Here is a 20,701-nt window from a genome sequence, read left to right as displayed (position 1 = left end):
CAAGGGCGCGGACCTGCCCCTGAGGCCCGACCGTCACGGTCCGTTCGCATGGTGACGGCAGGGCGAAAGGCCCACGCTGTGGCGGCAATTCAACACGGGGGTGAGCTTGTGCACCAGATCACGAGCGGAGGTTGTTGCTTTTGGTGGGGAAATGATCTAGTGGGGTGGTCGGACGGCGGCCGGCGGCGGTCAGGAGGTCCAGCCGGTCTCCATCAGGGCCTCGGCGGCGCCGTTGGCGGGCTGCGGAACGCCGGCCAGGTCCAGGCTGAACAGGGCGACCAGCAGCTGTTCGCCGCGCACGGTGGCCTGGTGCGAGTACCCGGCCAGGGTGAACATGGCGGCGGCCATCTCCTCGGCGTGCAGGGTCTGCAGCCACAGGCACTCGACCGACTTCACGTCGGCCGGCTCGGTCCAGGTGTCCACCTGGGCGACCATCCGGCTGCCCAACAGGGTCACCCCGTCGCGCTCCTGAGCCTCGGTCAGCTCCAGGTCGTCGAAGCCCAGCCACTCCAGGTAGCGGGCGGCGGTGAACACCGCGTCCTGCGAGGTGCGCACCGGGTGCGGGCGGAACGGCGTGCGGTGGCGGAACGGGCGGGAGCGCCCGGCCGAGCCCCCGGGCGGCGCGGGCGGGGCCGGCACCGGGGCGCTCATCGGGTGGGCCGGGTGCGGGCGGGAGGCCTGCGGGCCGGGGGCGGCGAGCGGGCCGGCCGTACCGCTGCCCAGCCGGGTGGCGCGGTCCACCGGGAGTCGGACGGTGGCCCCGCAGTTGCAGGTGAACTCGGGCTGCGGCCACTGGTCGGAGCGGCCGCAGTGCGGGCAGCGCATGCTCAGCCAGGAGTCCTCCCAGGAGCGGAACCGCACCTGCACCGGCACCCCGCCGCGCAGCAGCGGCACCTTCAGCGAGGCGCCGCACGGACACGGCAGCGACGGCGGCTCGTACAGGTGCTCGCGGCGGCAGGCGGGGCAGCGGATCGCCCGGGCGCCACCGCCCGCCCCGGGCCCTGGCCGCGCGGGGTCGTGTCCGGTGAAGTCGTCGGGCAGTCCTGCCATCGCGGGCTCCGTCCGTCGGTGTCGGGTGGGTGGGACGGTTTCCATGCTCCCCGAAACGTCCGGTTCTGGGCGCGGAATGGGGCAATCCTCAGGGACGGATCAGGGGACGCCGCTCCGCAGGGGCGATGCCGACACCCATCGCGGGGAGGATGCGCGGTCGGCGTGCGGACGGTGCTCAGTGCGCGGACCAGCGTGCCAGGTCGGCGGGGGTGTCCAGGTCGTCCGGGAGGGCCACGTCCGCGCACTCGACCAGGACCAGTTCCCCGGCGCGCGCCGCCAGCAGGGCGCGGGCCCCGGCGTCGCCGGCGGCCCCCGCGGCCGCCTCCGCGAAGTGCCGGGCGCCGATCAACACCGGGTGCCCGCGCCGCCCGTCGTACGCCGCCGCGGCCAGCTCGGCGCCCGCCCGGTGCGCGGCCAGCAGCCGGGCCACCGCGGCCGGGGTGACGCCCGGGGTGTCCACCAGCATCACCAGCACCGCCGGGGCCCCGGGCGGCAGGGCGGCCAGCCCGGCCCGCAGCGAGGAGCCCATGCCGTCCGCCCAGTCCGGGTTGGCCACCAGCCGGCAGCCCGGCAGGTGCGCGGTGGCCCGCACCCGCTCGCCCTCCGCCCCGAGCACCACCGTCACGTCCGGGCAGCCGCCGGCCCGTACGGTGGCCACCGCGTGCTCCACCAGTGGCCGGCCCGCGTACCGGACCAGCGCCTTGGGCCGCCCGCCGAGACGGCGCCCGCCTCCGGCGGCGAGGACGAGGGCCGGGACGGCGGCTGCTGCGTTCTGCATGGGCCCAGCCTGCCCGGTGGGGCCGGGGTCGCGCAGCACCCCCGCGGTTGTACGAATCCACAAGGTGAAGACGCAGGTCGCGGGCGGTCCCCGGCTGTTCGGCCGCTGGCCTCGCGGGCGCCCGCCCTCTGTACTGGGCCGATGAACACCGCACCGAACACCGAGCCGCGCCGCCCGCTGGTGGACCGCTTCGGCCGGGTCCACACCGATCTGCGGGTCTCGCTGACCGACCGCTGCAATCTGCGCTGCACGTACTGCATGCCGGCGGAGGGGCTGGACTGGCTCGCCCGGGCCGCGGTGCTCGACGACGACGAGCTGGTGCGGCTGGTGCGGATCGCCGTGGAGCGGCTCGGGATCCGCTCGGTGCGGCTGACGGGCGGGGAGCCGTTGCTGCGGCGAGGGGTGGTGGGGCTGGTCGGGCGGCTGGCGGCGCTGGGGGTGGAACTGTCGCTGACGACCAACGGGATCGGCCTGGCCCGTACGGCCGTCGGGCTGCGGGAGGCGGGACTGGGGCGGGTGAACGTCAGCCTGGACACCCTGCGGCCGGAGCGCTTCGCGGCGCTCACCCGGCGGGACCGGATCGGCGATGTGCTCGCCGGGCTGGCGGCGGCGAAGGCCGCCGGGCTGGACCCGGTGAAGATCAACGTGGTGCCGGTGCGCGGGGTGAACGAGGACGAGATCGTCCCGCTGGTCGAGTTCGCCGTCGAGCACGGCTACCGGATGCGCTTCATCGAGTCCATGCCCCTGGACGCGCAGGGCGCTTGGGAGCGCGACGCGATGGTGACGGCGGACGAGATCCTGGCGCGGCTGGGCGAGCGCTTCGACCTGGTGCCGGCCGGGCGGCACGGCAACGCCCCCGCGGAGGAGTGGCGGATCGCTGGGACGCAGGCGGTGGTCGGCGTGATCGCCTCGGTGACCCGCCCGTTCTGCGGCGGCTGCGACCGGGTGCGGCTGACCGCCGACGGGCAGCTGCGCAACTGCCTGTTCGCCACCGAGGAGTCCGATCTGCGCGCCCTGCTGCGCGGCGGCGCGGACGACGACCGCATCGAGGCGGCCTGGCGGACCTCGGTGGCGGGCAAGGGGCCCGGACACGCCGTCAACAGCGCCGAGTTCGTCCGCCCCGACCGCCCGATGTCCGCCATCGGCGGCTGACAGCCGGCGAAGTGTGAGCTCCGACAAGCTCCTTGGGGCCCCCGTGGCGTCGGCCGATGCCTCAGGCGACCTCCCGAGCGACCCCCGAGAGACCTCCCGAGCGGATCCCCGAGCGACCCCCCGAGAGACCTCCCGAGAGACCTCCCGGGCGACCGCCGGGCGATCCCCCGGGTGGGTATGAGGCCGGTGCGGTGTGCCACGGGCCGGGGGCGGGTGGTATTCGTGGGCGGTGGCCCCGTTGATCCCCCGCCTCCCGCGGCGCGCCCTGCCCGCCCTCGCCGCCCTCCTGCTCGCCCTGCCGGCCGGCTGCACCGGCCCGGGCGGCCGGCACGCCTCGGGCGCCCCGACCACCCGCCCGCCGCTCGCCGAGCGGGTCGCCGTCGACACCTCCCCGGCCCTGAAGGGGTTCTACGACCAGCGGATCGACTGGACTCCCTGCCCCGACCAGGGCGACGGCGACCAGGACGAGCCGGTCGTGCAGTGCGCCACGCTCAAGGTCCCGCTGGACTACGCCGACCCCGGCGGTCGCACCATCGGGGTCGCCGTCGCCCGGGTGCCTGCCGCCCACCCCGACGCGCGGCTCGGCTCCCTGCTGCTCAACCCCGGCGGACCCGGCGGCTCCGGAGTCGGCATGGCCCGCTGGCGCTGGAAGGGCTACGGCCCGCTGCACGACCACTACGACCTGGTCGGCTTCGACCCGCGCGGCGCCGGCGACACCACCCCCGTGCACTGCCTGGACGACCGCACCCGCGAGGAGTGGACCAGCACCGACGACCCGACCTACGACCATGGCCGGATCCTCGCCGACGCCTGCCAGGACCGGCACGCCGACCTGCTGCCGCACCTCGGCACCCGCGACAGCGCCCGGGACATGGACGTGCTGCGCGGCGCTCTCGGCGAGCGCAAGCTCGACTTCCTCGGCCTCTCCTACGGCACCTACCTCGGCGCCCTCTACGCCGAGGAGTTCCCCGACCGCACCGGCCGGCTCGTCCTCGACGGCGCTGTCGAGCGCAGCACCGACCTGGTGCACCTCAACGGCGAACAGGCCGTCGCCATGGAGGCCGAGTTCCGCGCCTTCGCCGCCGACTGCGCCGCCGACGGCGGCTCCTGCCCGCTCGGCAGCGACCCGGCCACCGCCCCGAACCGGCTCGCGGACTTCCTCGACGGCCTCAAGGACCACCCGCTGCGCGCCTCCGACGGCCGTACCGTCACCGCCGCGCTCGGCTGGGCCGGCGTCATCGACGCGCTCAACGACGGCGCCCGCTCCTTCCAGCGGCTGCGCGGCGCCCTCGAACCGGCCCTCGCCCACGGTGACGTCGACGAACTGCTCAAGCTCGCCGACGGCGCCAACGGCCGTGAGGAGGACGGCCGTTACGAGACCGCCGCGGACGCCTTCGCGGCCATCCACTGCGCGGACGCCCCGATGGCGCCCACCGGGCAGGAGGTGGACGCGGCCCTCGCCGACCTCGCCGCCAAGGCCCCACTGACCACCCGGCACGACCCCGGCGCCACCCTGTTCGTCCCGGACTGCCGCCCCTGGCCCTACCGTTCGCCGGAGCGGCCGCACACCGTGACCGCGCCCGGCAGCGCCCCGATCCTGGTGGTCGGCTCCACCGGCGACCCGGTCACCCCCTACCCGTGGGCGCAGCGGATGGCGGCCGGACTGCCGCACGCCGTGCTGCTCACCCGCGACGGCGACGGGCACATCGCGTACGACAAGAGCGGGTGCGTGCGCGACGCCGTCACCGCTTTCCTGGTGGACGGCCGGATGCCGGCGGCCGGGACGCGCTGCCCGTCCGACTGACGGTGCACGCGAAGGGGGCGCACCGCGCGAACGCGGTACGCCCCCTGGGGAGTCGGGGTCAGGACTGCGGGGCCGTCAGGTCGTAGAAGGTGGCGCCGCCGACCGTCTTGGCGGTGAAGTGGCCGGTCACCCAGGCCTCGATCTGGGCGGACTCGGTCTGCTGGCCGCCTTCGCCGCCCTGGCCGCCTTCGCCGCCCGGGCCGCCGAAGCCGCGGTGGGAGCCGCCACCGATGAACCAGTGCACCTTGCCCTCCTGGACGTACTTCTGGAAGTCCGCCAGGCTGAGCGAGGGGTCGGTCCCGTTGAAGCCGCCGAGCGCCATCACCGGTCGGCCGGTGGCGAGTTGGTAGCTCGCGGCGTTCTGCGAACCGCTGGTGGCGGCCGCCCAGGTGTAGTGGTCGGCGTCCTGCGAGACCAGGGCCGCGGCCTCGTCGCTGACCTTGGTGCCGCCCAGCAGGCCGCCCATGCCGCCCGCGAAGCCGCCGGGGCCCATGCCTTCGGGGTCCTGGAGACCGGGGAAGCCGGTGGTGCCGCCGCGCTCGTGGCGGCCACCGGTGCCGTCGGAGCCGTTGCCGCCGTTGCCGCCCCGGCCGCCGGCGCCGTTGCCGCCCGGGAAGCCGGGGAAGCCGCCAGGGAAGCCGTTCTGCCCGTGCGAGCCCTGACCGCCGGCCCCGCCCGGGAAGCCGCCCTGGCCGCCGAAGCCCTGACCGCCCTGGCCGCCTTGACCGCCTTGACCGCCCTGGCCGCCCTGGCCGAACATCCGGCCGTTGCCCGGGAAGCCCTTGGCGCCCTTGCGCCCCGCGCCGCCCGGCCCGAACGCGCCCTTCACGGAGGGCCCGGCGGTGATGATCGAGCCGTTGTGGGCGGTGTCCACGGTGTCCACCGCGTACGCCGCCGGACCGCCGAGCGCCGCCGCCAGGCCCAGCAGGCCGGCCACCGAGGCGATCCGCGCGCCCGTCCGTCCGGACACCTTCCCGGCGAACTGCCCGGCCACCAGCGCGGCCGCCGCGACCAGTCCGCCGACCAGCACCGCCCAGCGCAGCCAGGGCAGGAAGTCGGAGCTGCGCCCGAGCAGGACGAAGGCCCACACCGCCGTCACCGCGAGCACGCCCGCCAGCAGCAGCGCGTACGGCAGCCGGTGCCGCGCCCGCCACAGCCCGTCCACGCCCATGCCGAACAGCGCCGCGACGGCCGGGGCCAGCGCCACCGTGTAGTACTGGTGGAAGATCCCGGACATGAAGCTGAAGATCAGCGCGGTGGAGATCAGCCAGCCGCCCCAGACCAGGAAGGCCGCGCGGGCGGTGTCGGGCCGGGCGTAGCGGCGGGTCGCCCAGAGGCCGACCACCAGCAGGATCAGCGCGGCCGGCAGCAGCCAGGCGATCTGCCCGCCGATGTCGCTGCCGAACAGCCGGGTGATGCCGGTCTGGCCCCAGCCCCGGTTGCGCATCGCGCCGCCCGGCAGGTCGAGCCCGGCCGGCAGCCGTCCGCCGCCGCCCACGCTGCCGCGCTCGTTGCCGTCGACCCGGCCCAGGCCGTTGTAGCCGAAGGTGAGCGACAGGAAGCTGTTGTCCTGCGAGCCGCCGACGTACGGGCGGGCCGAGGCGGGCAGCAGCTCGACGATCGCCACCCACCAGCCGCCGGAGACGACGACGGCCGCACCCGCGAGCAGGGTCTGCCGCACCCGCCTCCAGAAGCCGGTGGGCGCCACGACCAGGTAGATCACCGCGAAGGCGGGCAGGATCAGGAAGGCCGCCAGGGTCTTGGTGAGGAAGGCGAACCCGAACATCACCCCGGTGAACACCAACCACCGGGTGCTCGCCGTCTCGATCGCACGCACCAGCCCGTACGCGGACAGGGTGAGCAGCAGCACCAGCAGCGCGTCCGGGTTGTTGAAGCGGAACATCAGCGCCGCCACCGGGGTCAGCGCCAGCGCCGCGCCGGCCAGCAGACCGCCGATCGGGGAGAAGCGGCGGCGCACCGTCGCGTACAGCACGCCGACGGTGGCGGCGCCCATCAGCGCCTGCGGGGCGAGGAGCGACCAGGAGGAGAGGCCGAAGATCCGGGCCGACAGCGCCATCGGCCACAGCGACGCCGGGGGCTTGTCGACGGTGATGAAGTTGGCGGCGTCGGAGGAGCCGAAGAAGAAGGCCTTCCAGCTCTGGCTGCCGGCCTGGACGGCGGCCGAGTAGAAGGCGTTGGCCCACCCGGAGGCGCTCAGGCCCCACAGGTAGAGGACGGCGGTCGCGGCCAGCAGCGCCAGCAGGGCCGGGCGCACCCAACGCGGGTCGTCCGCGCGGCCGCGCCAGGCGCGGGCCGGGAGGGTGCGCAGCCGTCCGGACCAGGAGGCGGGGCCCTTGGGGCCGGCGGGCGGCAGGGGCTGCTCGGGGAAGAGCGGTGCCGGGTCCGGCCGGTCGGCGCCCGGCTGCGGCACCTCCGGCGGCGGGTACTTCGCGGCCTCGGGCCACGGGTCGCCGGCCGGAGGGGAGTAGCTGCTCGTGGTCATGCGCCATACCGTGCGTGGCGCGGCTGAGAGAACCGTGAGACGGGGCTGTGAGACGGGTGTGATCTGCCCGCCTATGCGGCGGTCGGCATGGTGATGTGCTTGCCCAGCCACTCCAGGGCCGGGGGGATCTCCCGGGTCCAGGTGTGGAAGTTGTGGCCGGCGGTGTCCAGGGTGATGGTGGACATCTTGGTCGGGGCCTTGAAGGCGCCGACCATGGCCTGGGTCTCCTCGTAGTTGTTCTCGTCGTTCGCGGTGGTCAGCAGCAGCGAGACCGGGGCGGCGGGCTGGTTCTTCAGCCGCCACAGCAGGTCGTTCTCCTGCTTCAGCTTGTCGTTGCCGCCGAACAGGTCGCCGGTGGTCGGGTCGTGGGCCGCGCTGTAGTAGCCGGAGAGCGCGACCGCGGCGGGGTAGCTGTCGGGCTTGCGCAGCGCGAACTTGAGCGCGCAGTAGCCGCCGGTGGAGTTGCCGATCACGGCCCGGTTCGCCGGGTCGGTGCCGATCCGGTAGGTGGTGGCGAGGGCCTTGGGCAGGTCGCTGGTGAAGAAGGTCTCCACCTGGGGGCCGTTCGGCACGTCGACGCACTCGGTGTCCCGGTCGCCGACCAGGGTGGGGCGGGTCATCACCAGGATGGTGGGCGGCAGCTTCTTCTGCTCGATCGCGTCGAGGGTCGACGCCGGGTACTGCATCAGCGAGATCAGCTTCTCCGGGGTGCCCGGGTAGCCGGTGAGCACCAGGGCCATCGGGAAGCGCTGCTTGGCGAAGCCCGGCTGGAAGTACTGCGGCGGCAGGTAGACGTACGCCTCGGTGGTCAGGCCGCTGCCGGCTCCTTTGACGTCGACCTTCTGGATCAGCCCGGAGCGCTCGGGCTCCGAGCCCTGCGCCGAGTAGAAGCTCTGCTGGCCGGTGACGGCCACGCCGGAGGCGTTCGGCGAGTGGTCGACCACCGTGCCGAGCTTGCCGCTGGTGCCGAGCAGGTCGGTCCAGGAGCTGTAGAAGCCGAAGTAGCTGTTGGCGATCAGCCCCATCGCGGCCAGCACCGCCACCTGGGTCGCCAGGAAGGCGCCGATCCGGCCGGCCCAGGCCTTCCAGCCCTTCCCGCCGAACCGCGGCCAGAGCCACATGGTGGCGGCGAAGACGGCGATCGCGAGGACGCAGGCGACGATCTGGAGGGGAAGGCCGGTGAGACTGAGCACGAGCCCGATCGTAGTTGACCCAGATGGGTGGGCCGGGACGGCCCCTTCGGGTGATCTATTGAAACCTGTTGACCGGGCGGTCCGTGCTCGGCAGCATGTCACGGGGTGTGCGCGCGCTGTGCGCGCCGGGTGTCAATGGGGTGGGGTCATGAGGTCCTTCGGCAAGGCCGGTCTGGCCGTCGGTATGGCGCTGCTGCTCGCGGCCTGCTCCGGCGGTGGGGGCGATGACACCCGCTCCTCGTCCACCGGTACGGCGACGGGCCTGACCGCGCCTCAGGTCACGCCGACGCCGACGCCGACGCCGTACGGCCCGGTGCTCAGCGCGAGCATCGACCCGCTCAACGCCGCGCTCGCCCAGGTGGCGGGGGCCAAGAACCTCGCCGACCTCGGCACCGTGCTCACCACCGTCTCCACCAGCGCGCAGACGGCCGCCGCGAGCCTGAGCAAGGCGGACCAGCCGGCCGCGGTCTCCAAGGACCAGACCGTGCTGGTGGCCGCGCTGAAGCTGCTCGCCAAGGACGCGACCACGGTCCGCGGTGACATCAAGTCCCACGGCGTCTGCGCCCTGGGCTCGGCCGAGGCCGAGCTCGGCGCCTCGCAGGGGGTGGCGGAGGTGTCGGCGGCCCTGAGCAAGATGGCGGAGGCCGGCTACTCGACCACCTTCGCCGTCCCGCAGCTGCCGAAGCAGCAGTCCCGCTCGCTGGACAACGGCACGATGGTCAGCAAGGGCAAGCTGCGCGGCGACGGCGTGTTCAAGGTCGACAACGGCACCAAGAAGGACGCCGTCGTCTCGCTGGTGCTGAACGGCAAGACGGTGCACTCGATGTTCGTGGCCAAGGGGCAGAAGGCCGACCTCGAGGGCGTGGAGGACGGAACGTATGACGTCTTCGTCTCCGAGGGCGCGGACTGGGACTCCGAGGCCAAGGCCTTCACGCAGAGCTGCGGGTTCACCAAGTTCGAGGACAACTTCCCGTTCGAGACCGGCCGTACCTCGACTTCCTGGTCGATCACCCTGCAGCCGGTGGCCGACGGCAACGCCAAGACCAACGATGTGGACCCGAACTCCTTCCCGCAACCGTAGCGTTCATCCTGCCGTCGCGTAACGGTCATAACGGGACGGGAAGTTGCCAGCCAGTGGCACAACACAAGCCGAACAGTGGCGAGTTGTGCCGGAACGGTTGACCTCTTGAAGTGACCATGGCACTTTCGTGCGCGCGGGCCTCGGCGACCAGTCGTACACCCCGCGATCCCCCACAAGGAGAGCCATGTTCAAGAGACTTGTCGCGATGGCCGGTACGAGTGCCGTCGTCGCGAGCGGGCTGGTCTTAGCGGCCGCCCCCGCGCACGCCGTCCAGGCGGCCGACCTGACGTCCACCATCGCCCTGAGCAACTGCTCGGCCTCGCTGGTCCGTTACCCCACCTCCGTGGACGGCGACCGGGCGATGATGCTCACCAATGGCCACTGCCTGCCCAGCATGCCCTCGGCCGGCGTGGTCATCCAGAACCAGAGCGCCAGCCGCAGCGGCACCCTGCTGGACGGCGCGGGTAACAGCCTCGGCACCGTCCAGGCCGACCAGGTGCTCTACGCGACGATGACCGGCACCGACGTCGCGCTCTACCGCCTCACCGACACCTACGGGTCGATCAGCTCCAAGTACGGCGCCACCGCGCTGACCATCAACGACGCGCACCCGAGCGACGGCGCCTCGATGTACATCCCGTCCTCGTACTGGAAGCAGGTCTGGAACTGCTCCGTCAACGGGTTCGTGCCGACCCTGCGCGAGGACCAGTGGACCTTCCACGACTCGCTGCGCTACAACTTCGCCTGCAACACCACCCACGGCACCTCCGGCTCGCCGATCATCGACTCCGCGAGCGGGCGGATCATCGGCATCAACAACACCGGCAACGACAACGGTGAGATGTGCACCCTGGACAACCCGTGCGAGGTCGCCGCCGACGGCACCACCACGGCCACCAAGGGCCAGAGCTACGGTCAGGAGACCTACTGGTTCACCACCTGCCTGAACTCCAGCCGGGCCATCGACCTCACCGTGCCCGGCTGCCTGCTCACCAAGCCGGCCGGCACCGGTGCCGTCTCGGTCAGCAGCCCCGGTGACCAGTCCACCGCGGTGGGTGGCTCGGTCAGCCTGCAGATCAACGCCTCCGGCGGCACCGCCCCGCTGTCGTACAGCGCGACCGGCCTGCCCGCCGGGCTGTCGATCAACTCCTCCACCGGCGTGATCTCCGGCACCGCGACCACCGCGGGCAGCTCCAACGTGACGGTGACGGTGAAGGACTCGGCCGGCAAGACCGGGACCACCAGCTTCACCTGGGCGGTCACCGGTGGTGGCGGCGGTACCTGCACCCCGGCGCAGCTGCTGGGCAACCAGGGCTTCGAGACCGGCTCGGCGGCGCCGTGGACCGCTTCGAGCGGCGTGGTCGACAACAGTTCCTCGCAGGCGGCGCACGGCGGTAGCTGGAAGGCGTGGCTGAACGGCTACGGCAGCACCCACACCGACTCGCTGTCCCAGACGGTGACCATCCCGGCGGGCTGCAAGGCGACGCTGAGCTTCTGGCTGCACATCGACACCGCCGAGACCGGCTCGACCGCGTACGACAAGCTGACCGTGTCGGTCAACGGCACCACGCTGAAGACCTACTCCAACGTGGACGCCGCGGCCGGCTACCAGCAGCGCACCTTCGACCTCTCGTCCTACGCGGGCCAGAGCGTCACCCTGAAGTTCAACGGCGTCGAGGACTCCTCGCTGCAGACGAGTTTCGTGATCGACGACACCTCCATCCAGACCAGCTGACGCCGTACGACGGCTGGACGTTCGAAGGGCCCGGTGGCTTCGGCCGCCGGGCCCGTCAGGCCAGGCGCCGTACGTCCGCGCCGCGGTGGAAAGCGGCCACGGACAGGCCCCGGGGCCGCTTTGCTCAGGTTCCGCTCAGATTTTTAGCGCTTTTTTTACGCGACAACGGCCGATGGTTAGGCTGCCGACTGATGTCGAACGGGTGGGCGATTCATCGGCGTGATCATCTGTCGTGCGCCGGCGCCGCTCGCGCCGGTTCACGGCCGCATGGAGCCGTACGGGCTGGGGGCGGAGACAAGTGACTGACCTTGATTTCGAGCGACGGGTGAATCCGTGGCTCTTCGACAAGTCGGGAAACCTGACGGAGGACGCGAAGAAGCGGTTCCCCGACCTCGCCGCCGCCGCCTCGGGCGCCGCGGCCCCGGGGTGGACGCCGCCACCGGTGGCCACGGCGGCCCCCGGCGGGCCGACGGTGAAGGTGAGCCCGGAGGCGCTGCGCAAGGCGGGGACCAACGCGGGCACCCTGCACACCGACTTCGACAAGGCCACCAAGGACGTGTGGAAGGACCTCCAGGGCAGCCTCCAGGGCATGTCCAAGGACTGGGCGATCGTGGGGGCGGTCCAGGCCGCGCACGAGATGTGGGCGGCGCAGGCGCAGACGACCAGCCAGGCGATCGCGGACATCTCCACCGGTCTGACCAGCAATGCCGACCAGTACGCGCGCGCCGACCAGGTGAACGCCCAGAACTTGAAGACGAACTGAGGCCGGTGACATGAGTACCTACTCCGACCTGCGCCAGGAGACGTTCAAGGGCATCGAGACCCTGGCCTCGGCCTTCGAGTCGTTGACGAGCAACTGGAATCTCTCCTCCGAGTTCACCGGCGACATCCTCACGCCGCTCCAGGGATCGAACTGGCGGGGCGACGCGGCCGAGCGGGCCGCCGCCACCATCACCAAGACCCGCAACGAGCTCGACGCGGCCTTCGAGGAGGCCAGCGCGATCGGCAAGACGCTGCGGGACGCACACACCGAACTCGCCGCCGCCCGGGCGGACCTGGACGCGGCGTTGAAGAGGGCCGCCGACAACTCCCTGACGGTGGACGCGGACGGCGTCAACATCAGCTGGCCCGCGCCGACGAGCGAGGCCGACAAGCACGACCCGACCTATGCCACCTCGTACAAGGCTTTGGCCCAGTCGGTGGGCCAGGACATCGCGAAGGCCGTGGCCCGCGCGACGGCGGCCGACACCGCGGCCGCCGCGGCGCTCGGCGGTGCCACCGGGAAGAGCAAGACCGCGTTCCAGCCGTCGACGGGCCCGGAGGAGCAGGGCAAGAAGGCGGCGGACCTCCTCAAGCTGGCCGGGAATCTCTCCGACGCCCAACTCGACGAGCTCAACAAGGCACTGAAAGCCAACGCCAACAACCCGCAGTTCACCACCGCCTTCTACAACCGGCTGGGACCGGACGGCTTCCTCAAGTACTACGGCCAGCTGGCCGTCGCCTCGGCGGACAAGGGCAACCGCTCGACCGCCATCGCCGACCTCCAGAAGAACCTCGGCACGGCGCTGGCCAGCGCCACCGACAGCCACAACTTCCCGCACCTGTCCGACGAGTGGGAGGCGGGCCTGCGCCGGGCCGGAGCCACCAGGACGGAGATCCTGCCGCGCGGCGACCGGGTCAGCGGCAGCGTCCAGCCGTACGGCTACCAGATCCTGGCGAACATCCTGCGGACCGGAACGTACGACCCGCACTTCCTCAACCCGGTCGCCGAACACGTCACCCAGCTCAGTGAGATGCCCGGTTTCTGGACCACGACGCCCTGGCTCGACACCGACTTGGACAAGATGAAGCTGCTGGGCTACTCGCAAGGTTCCCAAGCGGGCGGATTCAACCCGATGACGGGCGTGCTGGACGCGCTCGCGCACAATCCCGAGGCCGCGACCAAGTTCTTCAACGACGAGAAGACGGAGTACAACCTCGATGGGTCGGTGAAGGCTGACCACCAGAAGAATGACTACCTCACGGCGCTGACTGTGGGGGGTGACCGCTCGCCGCTCCAGGACATCTCGAAGGGGAACTACTACCTCGCCAGCGGCCACGCGGAGTCGCCCGATATGCTGGCCCTGGGCCACGCGCTGGAGGCGGCCACCACCGGACGCGCCCTCGACGCGCCCCAGGACGCCCCCTTGCCGCAGCACACGCCGGAGATGGCGAAGGTGATGCAGGACGTGGTCGACCGCTTCGGGAGCGGGGACGGTCCCAAGCTGCTCCGCAAGGGGGCTGACCTCGCGGACCTGGCGCCCAGTCTGGGCCATCTGACCGCTGCCTACATGGGCGACGTGCAGGGGACGATCAGTCCGCAGGACCACTCGCTGACGACCTACGGTTCCCGGGCGGACCTGAACCCGGGTAACACCGCGAAGCTGCTGGGGGCGCTGGGCCGTAACCCCGATGCCTTCGGGGCCGTCGCGCAGGCCCAGCAGGCCTACACGACGGCCCACATCCAAAACGTGATGCTGGATCGGGACACCTATGGCGCCGAGTTCGACCAGGCCGTGAAGAACGCGGCGCACTCCGGCGGTGAGGTGGCCGGGATTCTCACCGCGGGCCGGACCGCCGGCTTGGTGGACGAGATGAAGGGCCAGGCGGACGCGTACAACAAGTCCATCGACCAGAACGGCATGTGGGGGAAGACGGTCTGGGCCATGACCGGCGGCAGGCTGCTGGGGGACATTCCCGGTCTCGGTAAGGGCATGTCGTTGCCGGCGAACTTTCTCATCGACCAGCTGACGTCGAGCTACCACATCGCTGACCCGAACACCGCGGACCCGGCCACGGACGCGGACGTCGCGGGCTTCAGAGGGCTGGGCGACGCAGCCAAGAAGGCGGTGGAGAGCGCCGTGCAGGGGACCGGGCTGAACCCGCAGCAGATCGAAGTGCTGTCCTCGGCAGCCGCGGACGCGGCGCGGGACGGTGCGACCGGCGGCGCCGGGCTCTTCACGAGGGCCATCAATGGCTGAGGGCAAGCGGCTCCGGCGGCGGTGGCTCGCCAGCGGAGCCGCGACTGTGCTCCTCGCCGGAGCCGGGCTCGGGCTGTGGTGGCGGTCGGCACACGCAGCGGCGGAACTACCCGCCAGCGCCTGCTGGTCGGTGCTCACCCGGGCGGACCTCAAGCCCCTGGCGAATGACGCGCACGGGACGTTCGTCGAGCACTACTGGCTGAACTACGGCGTGCGGCTCCACCCCACGGTGAATGGTCAGAGCTGCGAGGTCCGGCGGGAGCTGGAGGCCCCCATCGTGCAGATCAATGTGTGGTCGATGGACGAGTTCGTCATGAACGCCGTCTACGGCGCGGGCGCGAAGAAGCCCAAGAGCCGGCTCGATTTCGGTGCGGACGTGCAAGGGTGGGTCGGGCAGGATGACGTGAGCCTCGGGTTCCGGTGCGACAACCCGGAGACCACGCGTCTGGGCGCGCCATACGTGGGGCTCCAGGTTTTCACGCGCGACAACAGTCCGAAGTCGGACAGCAGTCACCGGGCGGTCCTGGGCATCGCGTTGAAGTACGCCAAGGCCGTCGTGGCGGACTTTTCCTGCTCGAACCCGTTGCACCTGCCGGACAGCGTGCCCGAGACGGCGGCGAACTTCCCGTCGGCGGGCCCCTGACCGTTCACGGTCCACCCCTATGCTGAGAGGATGATCGACCCGATAGAGCTGGTGATATTCGACTGCGACGGCGTCCTGGTGGACAGCGAGATCATCGCCGTCCGCGTCCTGGTGCAGCTGGGGGAGGAGTACGGCTGGCCGCTGACCGAGGCCGAGGTGATCGAGAAGTTCGTCGGGCGGTCCGAGGCGGCCAACCACGCGATGGTCGCCGAGCGGCTCGGCGAGGAGACGGCGACGCTGTTCGACAAGCGCTTCCGCGAGTTGCACGCCGAGGCGGTTGACGCCGGGTTGACCCCGGTGGACGGACTGCCGGAGGCGCTGGCCACGATCACCCTGCCGACCTGTGTGGCGTCCAGCGGCACGCACGAGAAGATGCGCCACACCCTGGGCCGGACCGGGCTGTACGAGCGGTTCGCCGGGCGGATCTTCAGCGCCACCGAGGTCGGGCGCGGCAAGCCCGCGCCCGACCTGTTCCTGCACGCCGCGCGGAGCATGGGCGTCGACCCGGCCGCCTGCGTCGTGGTCGAGGACAGCGGGCCCGGCGTCACGGCCGCCCGCGCCGCCGGGATGCGCGCGCTCGGCTACGCGGGCGGCGTGACGGCGGCGGAGCGGCTGGCCGGGCCGGGCACGGTCGTCTTCCACGACATGCGCGAGCTGCCGGCCCTCATCGCTTCCTACCAGGGGTAGGTGCCGCCCTCCGCGTTGAAGAACTGCCCGGTCGCCCCGGCCTCGGCCTCGCCCAGCTGCCGGGCGATCCGGCGGCCGCCCTCCTCAGCGGTGGCGTGGCCGCTGTGGCCGTTGAGGTCGGTCGCGCAGTAACCCGGCTCCAGCGCGCAGACCTTGATGCCGGACTCGCGCAACGCCCGGGCGTAGACCAGCGTGACGGCGTTCAGCGCGGCCTTGGAGGAGTTGTAGGCGAGCAGGGTCGCGTGCTCCCAGATCGGGGACTCCGGGTCGGCCAGGAAGGAGAAGCTGCCGAGGCCGCTGGAGACGTTGCCGATCAGGGCGGCCGACGACTTGCGCAGCAGCGGCAGCATGGCGTTGACGACGGTGACGACGCCGAACACGTTGGTCTCGTACGTCTCGCGCACCGCCTCGACCGGCAGCTCCTCCGGCGTGCGCTGCCAGTCCCGGGCGACGCCCGCGTTGTTGACCAGGGTGTCCAGTCGGCCGTACTCGGCGGCGATCAGCTCGGCCGCGGCGGCGACGATTGCCGGGTCGGTGACGTCCAGGCGGACGAAGCGGGCGGACAGGCCCTGCGCGGTCAGCCCGGCGGCGGCCGCGGTTCCGCGCTCGGGGTCGCGGGCGCCGATCAGCACGGTGTGCCCGGCGCGGGCGAGTTCGCCGGCGGTGGCGAGGCCGATGCCCTTGTTGGCGCCGGTGATCAGGATGATGCGGTTGGTGGTCATGCCTCGACTCTGGCCGGGCGGCGGCGGGGTCGGGAGAGCACTGTCGAGGGTGGTATCGGGAGTCCCATGGTCGCCGCGCGGCGACCGGGCCAGACTTGGGGGCGTGGAACACGTGGACCGGGCCGAGCTGGCCGCCTTCCTGCGGCGCTGGCGAGCCCGCATCCAGCCCGCCGACGTCGGCCTGCCGGCCGGCGGACGGCGCCGCACCCCGGGCCTGCGCCGCCAGGAGGTCGCGCAACTCGCGGGCATGTCGGTGGAGTACTACATCCGGCTCGAACAGGGCCGGGGGCCGCGTCCGTCCCGGCAGATGATCGGCGCGATCAGCCGGGCCCTGCGGCTGTCCGAGGACGAGACCGCCCACCTGCACCACCTGGTCGGCGAGCCGCCGCTGCCCCCGAGCGCGCTGCCCCGCGACGTCCGGCCCGGCATCCTGCACCTGCTCGACCGGCTGGACGACACCCCGGCCATGGTCTGCAGCGCCGCCCGCGACGTGCTCGCCTGGAACGCCATGGCGGCCGCGCTGCTCGGCGACTTCTCCGCCCTGCCACCCGGCGAACGCAACCTCATCTGGCGCTTTTTCACCGACCCGGACGCCCGCGCCCGCCACGACCCCGCTGGCCAGGCCCAGTTCGCCCGTCACGCGGTCGCCGACCTGCGCTCCGCCGCCGCCCGCTACCCCGCCGATAGCGGGATGCGCCGCCTGATCGACCGACTGCTCGCGGGCAGCGCCGAGTTCCGCGAACTGTGGGCCCGGCAGGACGTGGAGGTGCGCCGCTCCACCCGCAAGCGCATCGTGCACCCGGTGGTCGGCCCGCTCGACCTCGACTGCGAGGCGCTGCACGACCCGCACCGGGACCAGTGGACGATTTTCTACACCGCCGCCCCCGGCACGCCCTCGCACTCGGCGCTGCGGCTGCTCAAGGTGGTCGGCAGCCAGGACCTCGCGGTCAGGCAGTGAGCAGATCAGAGCGACTGAGCCGGTCAGCGCGAGTGAGCCGGGCAGGGGGTGAGTCGGTCAGGGAGTGAGCGGGCGCAGGGTGGCGACGGCGATGTCGAGGAAGTCCCGTACGACGTCCCCGCGGCTGTCCTCCGGGACCGCCAGGCAGGTCTCGACCGGCGGGTAGTCGGTGACCGGCCGATAGACGAGGTCGGGGCGGGAGTAGGAGCCCGCGACGCTCAGCGGGACGAGCGCGATGCCCTGCCCGGAGGCGATCAGCTCGAACTTCTCGTCCAGCGTGTAGGTCCGCCGCGCCCGGGCGTCGAGGATCGGCTCGCCGTCGAGGTCGGCCGTGGTGAGGCTGGGCCGGCCGGCCAGCGGATGCGTCACGGGCAGGCAGGCGACCTTGGTCTCGTGCCCGATGGGGATGGTGCGCAGCCCCGCGTCGTCGAAGGGGCGCCGCAGGTAGCCGACGTGCGCGCGGCCGTCGCGCAGCGGTGCGTCCTGCTCCCACCAGCGCAGCGGGAGCACGTCCACCCCGACGTCCGGGCGCCGCGCCGTGAACGCCCGGATCGCCTCCGACACGTGCAGGCCGGGCGAGAAGGCGATGACCAGCCGCTGTTCGCCCAGCGCCGCCTCCTGGACGCGTCGTACGGCCGCGTCCACGGTCGCGGTGATCCGCCGCGCCTCCTCGTACAACTGTCGCCCGGCGGCGGTCAGTTCAACGCTGCGGGTGGTGCGGGTGAACAGCGTGCAGCCCCACTCCCGTTCGAACGCCCGGATCTGCCGGCTCAGGACCGGCTGGGCGATGAACAACGCGCCTGCCGCCCGGCCGAATTGGCCGTGCTCGACCACCGCGACGAAGTAGCGGAGCTTGCGCAGGTCCAGATCCATGCCCGCACGGTATCAATGCGCTCGGAAGGGTATTGGACGCCCGGTCCGCGCCGCTCGGAGACTCGGACCATGACCGACAATCGCCACACTGCACTGATCATCGGCGCCTCCCGGACCCTGGGCCTCGGGCTCGCCACCGAATTCCTCCGCCGTGACTGGGACGTCATCGGCACGGTCCGCGGCAGCCGGCGCACCGGCCTGCACGACCTGGCCGACACCTCCGACGGGCGGCTGACCGTCGAGTCGCTGGAGATGACCGACCCGCAGCAGATCGCGGCCCTGCGCGACCGTCTCGCCCACCGCACCCTCGACCTGCTCTTCGTCAACGCCGCCATCACCCGCGGCGACCTCCCGATCGGCGAGGTCCCGACGGACATGTTCACCGAGGTCATGGTCACCAACGCGCTCAGCCCGATGCGCGTCGTGGAGGTGCTCGGCCCGTTGGTCGCACCGACCGGAACCGTCGGAGTGATGTCCTCCGACCAGGGGAGCATCGCCCTGAACACCGACGGCGGCCAGGACCTCTACCGGGCCAGTAAGTCCGCGCTGAATCAGCTGATGCGCTGCTACGCCGCTCGCCGTGCGGACGACGCGCGGACGCTGCTGCTGATGGACCCGGGGTGGGTGCGCACCGAACTCGGCGGCTTCGAGGCCGAGCTCAGCGTGGAGGAGAGCGTTCCCGGAGTGGCGGAGACGATCGAGCGGCACCAGGGGAAGAGCAGCCTGCACTTCGTCGACCACCTGGGGCGGGTCGTGCCCTGGTAATTCGTTTGCCAGGCCCGATGGGTGCTGGCAAGGTCGGACGCCATGCCGTCCTCCCCCAAGATGCACGCTGACGAACTGGACATCGACGAGGCGCTGGTGCTGCGCATGGTGTCCGCGCAGTTCCCGCAATGGGCCGACCTGTCCGTGGAGTTGGTTGACTCCGCCGGGACCAGCAACGCGATGTACCGGCTCGGCGCGGAGCTGGTGGTACGGATCCCGCGCATCCCGGGGGCGGCCGAGGACATCGGCAAGGAGCACGCCTGGCTGCCCCGCCTGGCGCCCCGACTGCCGGTCGCGGTACCGGCCCCGGTGGGCCTGGGCACGCCGGTCGACGGCTGCCCGTGGCCGTGGTCGGTGCTCCGCTGGCTGAACGGGGCCAACCCCGAGGCCGGGCACTCCCCGCAACCCGGGCTGCTCGCCCGGGACCTGGCGTCCTTCACCACCGCCCTGCACCGGGCGGACCCGACCGGCGGCCCGGCCTCCTACCGCAACGAGTCCCTGTCGGACCGGGACGGCGCGGTCCGGCGGGCACTCGCGGCGCTGGCCGACGTCATCCCCGTCGAGGTGGCAACCTCCGCCTGGGAGGCGGCACTTCGTGCCCCGTCGCACCCGGGCCCACCGATCTGGATCCATGCCGACCTCCAGCCCGGAAACCTCCTGGTCGACGGCCACGGCCGCCTCAGCGCCGTCATCGACTTCGGCTGCGCGGGCCTCGGCGACCCGGCCGTGGACCTGCTCCCGGCCTGGTACGTGCTCCCCGCCGCCGTGCGCGACGCCTTCCGGACGGCCGTCGGCGCCGATGACGCGGCCTGGGCCCGGGGGACGGGCTGGGCGCTGTCCGTCGCGCTGATGGAACTCGACTACTACCGGGGGACCAACCCCCGGATGGTGCGCACCGCCCGGTACGTGGTCGGCGAGCTGCTCGCCGACCGCGCCACGAAGTCCTGACGGAGCACGGCCCGCGACTCCTACGGGGAGACGACCTGGGCCGCGCAGAGGAGCCGCTTGGTCATACCCAAGCGCTCGTACACGGCGATGGCCGCCTGGTTGTCCGCGTGCACCATGAGGGCGGCACGCCCGTGCCGACGCACCAACGCCTCGATGACGAAGCCACAGACGGCCTGCGCAAGCCCGCGCCCGCGGGCAGCGGGGTGCACGCACACGCCGGCCAGGAAGCCGCAGTTGGCCGCCGACCAGACATCGGCTGCCACGGCCAAGGGCTCCGGTCGTTCGCGGCCCCCGAGGGAGTCGACGATTCCGGCCCAACGGCGCACGGCACTGTCCTCCGGTTGCGCGTACGAGTCGGGGAAGAAGCGGTCGAACAGCGAGATCGCCTCTTTCACCGTCACCTCATCCAGCCACTCCACCCCGACGGCGGGAGGGGCTGGCAGGGCTGCGGTCTCCATCCAGAAGAACTCGCGGATCGGAGCGAGGCCGGGGACCCTGCCGATCAGCGCGTCGATCAACGGAGCGTGGCCGACGGGGCGGTAGGACGGCCCGACCTCGTCCAGGACGTGTCGCACCAGGTGTGCGGCGTCATCGGGATCACCCTTGATCACCAGCCGGTCCCGCCGGGAGAGGTCGGGGCTCGTCACCGCAAGGGCCGTCCCATGACGCCAGGCCCGCACGCCCGGCCCCAGCCGGCCATTGTGCTGCGCCTGAGCTGCCCACAGAAGCGGCCCGTCTCCGGCTGCGGCTTCCTCGACGTCCCTGAGGCGTACAAGTTCTTCCATGCGT

General features: G+C 72.3%; 17 protein-coding genes and 2 pseudogenes. 12 read left to right on the top strand and 7 right to left on the bottom strand.

The features are described 5' to 3' along the window. Positions 1 to 189: 189 nt before the first annotated feature. Positions 190 to 1,050, bottom strand: a complete 861-nt coding sequence (locus tag ACH4E7_RS16685) for a hypothetical protein (protein WP_396249779.1) — start codon at positions 1,048 to 1,050, stop codon at positions 190 to 192. Positions 1,051 to 1,225: 175 nt separating this feature from the next. Beyond that, the gene (locus tag ACH4E7_RS16680; RefSeq protein WP_396249778.1) at positions 1,226 to 1,828 is read right to left on the bottom strand and encodes an NTP transferase domain-containing protein; all 603 of its coding nucleotides are present in this window, start codon (positions 1,826 to 1,828) and stop codon (positions 1,226 to 1,228) included. Between the two features lie 141 nt (positions 1,829 to 1,969). Between ACH4E7_RS16680 and moaA the strand changes: the two genes are divergently transcribed. Beyond that, on the top strand, positions 1,970 to 2,980 hold the full coding sequence (moaA, locus tag ACH4E7_RS16675) for a GTP 3',8-cyclase MoaA (protein WP_396249777.1): 1,011 nt from the start codon (positions 1,970 to 1,972) through the stop codon (positions 2,978 to 2,980). Positions 2,981 to 3,218: 238 nt separating this feature from the next. Then, positions 3,219 to 4,784, top strand: a complete 1,566-nt coding sequence (locus ACH4E7_RS16670) for an alpha/beta hydrolase (protein ID WP_396249776.1) — start codon at positions 3,219 to 3,221, stop codon at positions 4,782 to 4,784. A gap of 58 nt (positions 4,785 to 4,842) precedes the next feature. On the opposite strand, the gene ACH4E7_RS16665 is transcribed toward ACH4E7_RS16670, so the two are convergent. Together ACH4E7_RS16665 and ACH4E7_RS16660 are read right to left on the bottom strand one after the other, a co-directional pair. Next, complete coding sequence (locus tag ACH4E7_RS16665) at positions 4,843 to 7,287, bottom strand: glycosyltransferase family 39 protein (protein ID WP_396249775.1); 2,445 nt, start codon at positions 7,285 to 7,287, stop codon at positions 4,843 to 4,845. 71 nt (positions 7,288 to 7,358) lie between these two features. Then, positions 7,359 to 8,480 carry an alpha/beta hydrolase gene (locus ACH4E7_RS16660; RefSeq protein ID WP_396249774.1) on the bottom strand — a complete coding sequence of 374 codons (1,122 nt, stop codon included), beginning with the start codon at positions 8,478 to 8,480 and terminating at the stop codon, positions 7,359 to 7,361. 148 nt (positions 8,481 to 8,628) lie between these two features. Here ACH4E7_RS16660 and ACH4E7_RS16655 point away from each other — a divergent pair, with 148 nt between their 5' ends. The 7 genes and pseudogenes from ACH4E7_RS16655 to ACH4E7_RS16625 all read left to right on the top strand — a co-directional run bounded on the left by ACH4E7_RS16655 (position 8,629) and on the right by ACH4E7_RS16625 (position 15,646). After that, on the top strand, positions 8,629 to 9,561 hold the full coding sequence (locus tag ACH4E7_RS16655; RefSeq protein WP_396249773.1) for a hypothetical protein: 933 nt from the start codon (positions 8,629 to 8,631) through the stop codon (positions 9,559 to 9,561). A gap of 184 nt (positions 9,562 to 9,745) precedes the next feature. Beyond that, a pseudogene (locus ACH4E7_RS16650) lies at positions 9,746 to 10,363 on the top strand (trypsin-like peptidase domain-containing protein); the annotation flags it as partial. A 204-nt stretch (positions 10,364 to 10,567) separates the two neighbouring features. Further along, positions 10,568 to 11,296: pseudogene (locus ACH4E7_RS16645) on the top strand (putative Ig domain-containing protein); the annotation flags it as partial. Positions 11,297 to 11,594: 298 nt separating this feature from the next. After that, positions 11,595 to 12,059 (top strand): WXG100 family type VII secretion target, encoded by a 465-nt coding sequence (locus ACH4E7_RS16640; protein WP_396249772.1) that lies wholly within the window; start codon positions 11,595 to 11,597, stop codon positions 12,057 to 12,059. A gap of 10 nt (positions 12,060 to 12,069) precedes the next feature. Continuing rightward, the gene (locus ACH4E7_RS16635) at positions 12,070 to 14,316 is read left to right on the top strand and encodes a hypothetical protein (RefSeq protein ID WP_396249771.1); all 2,247 of its coding nucleotides are present in this window, start codon (positions 12,070 to 12,072) and stop codon (positions 14,314 to 14,316) included. Continuing rightward, positions 14,309 to 14,959, top strand: a complete 651-nt coding sequence (locus tag ACH4E7_RS16630; RefSeq protein ID WP_396249770.1) for a hypothetical protein — start codon at positions 14,309 to 14,311, stop codon at positions 14,957 to 14,959. Before ACH4E7_RS16635 ends, ACH4E7_RS16630 begins: the two co-directional genes overlap by 8 nt. 30 nt (positions 14,960 to 14,989) lie before the next feature. Beyond that, the gene (locus tag ACH4E7_RS16625) at positions 14,990 to 15,646 is read left to right on the top strand and encodes an HAD family hydrolase (protein WP_396249769.1); all 657 of its coding nucleotides are present in this window, start codon (positions 14,990 to 14,992) and stop codon (positions 15,644 to 15,646) included. Here the strand turns inward: ACH4E7_RS16625 and ACH4E7_RS16620 are convergent. Continuing rightward, positions 15,634 to 16,368, bottom strand: coding sequence for an SDR family NAD(P)-dependent oxidoreductase (locus ACH4E7_RS16620; RefSeq protein ID WP_396249768.1), 735 nt, complete (start codon positions 16,366 to 16,368; stop codon positions 15,634 to 15,636). The genes ACH4E7_RS16625 and ACH4E7_RS16620 overlap by 13 nt on opposite strands. A 103-nt stretch (positions 16,369 to 16,471) precedes the next feature. Here ACH4E7_RS16620 and ACH4E7_RS16615 point away from each other — a divergent pair, with 103 nt between their 5' ends. Beyond that, positions 16,472 to 17,326: a helix-turn-helix transcriptional regulator gene (locus ACH4E7_RS16615; protein WP_396249767.1), complete on the top strand. Its 855-nt coding sequence runs from the start codon at positions 16,472 to 16,474 to the stop codon at positions 17,324 to 17,326. Between the two features lie 57 nt (positions 17,327 to 17,383). On the opposite strand, the gene ACH4E7_RS16610 is transcribed toward ACH4E7_RS16615, so the two are convergent. Continuing rightward, a complete protein-coding gene (locus tag ACH4E7_RS16610) occupies positions 17,384 to 18,199 on the bottom strand; it encodes a LysR family transcriptional regulator (RefSeq protein ID WP_396249766.1) in 816 nt (271 codons plus the stop codon). A 69-nt stretch (positions 18,200 to 18,268) separates the two neighbouring features. Here ACH4E7_RS16610 and ACH4E7_RS16605 point away from each other — a divergent pair, with 69 nt between their 5' ends. Continuing rightward, positions 18,269 to 18,964: an SDR family oxidoreductase gene (locus ACH4E7_RS16605; protein WP_396249765.1), complete on the top strand. Its 696-nt coding sequence runs from the start codon at positions 18,269 to 18,271 to the stop codon at positions 18,962 to 18,964. A gap of 42 nt (positions 18,965 to 19,006) precedes the next feature. Next, entirely contained in the window at positions 19,007 to 19,912 is a 906-nt protein-coding gene (locus ACH4E7_RS16600; RefSeq protein WP_396249764.1) for an aminoglycoside phosphotransferase family protein, read from the top strand. Between the two features lie 20 nt (positions 19,913 to 19,932). Here ACH4E7_RS16600 and ACH4E7_RS16595 read toward each other — a convergent pair whose 3' ends face one another. Then, positions 19,933 to 20,559: a GNAT family N-acetyltransferase gene (locus ACH4E7_RS16595; protein WP_396249763.1), complete on the bottom strand. Its 627-nt coding sequence runs from the start codon at positions 20,557 to 20,559 to the stop codon at positions 19,933 to 19,935. Positions 20,560 to 20,701 lie beyond the last annotated feature (142 nt).

It is taken from the genome of Kitasatospora sp. NPDC018058, assembly GCF_044327205.1.
GTDB lineage: Bacteria > Actinomycetota > Actinomycetes > Streptomycetales > Streptomycetaceae > Kitasatospora.
Note: the sequence above shows the minus strand (reverse complement) of the source record. Positions and strands in the feature narration are given on the sequence as shown.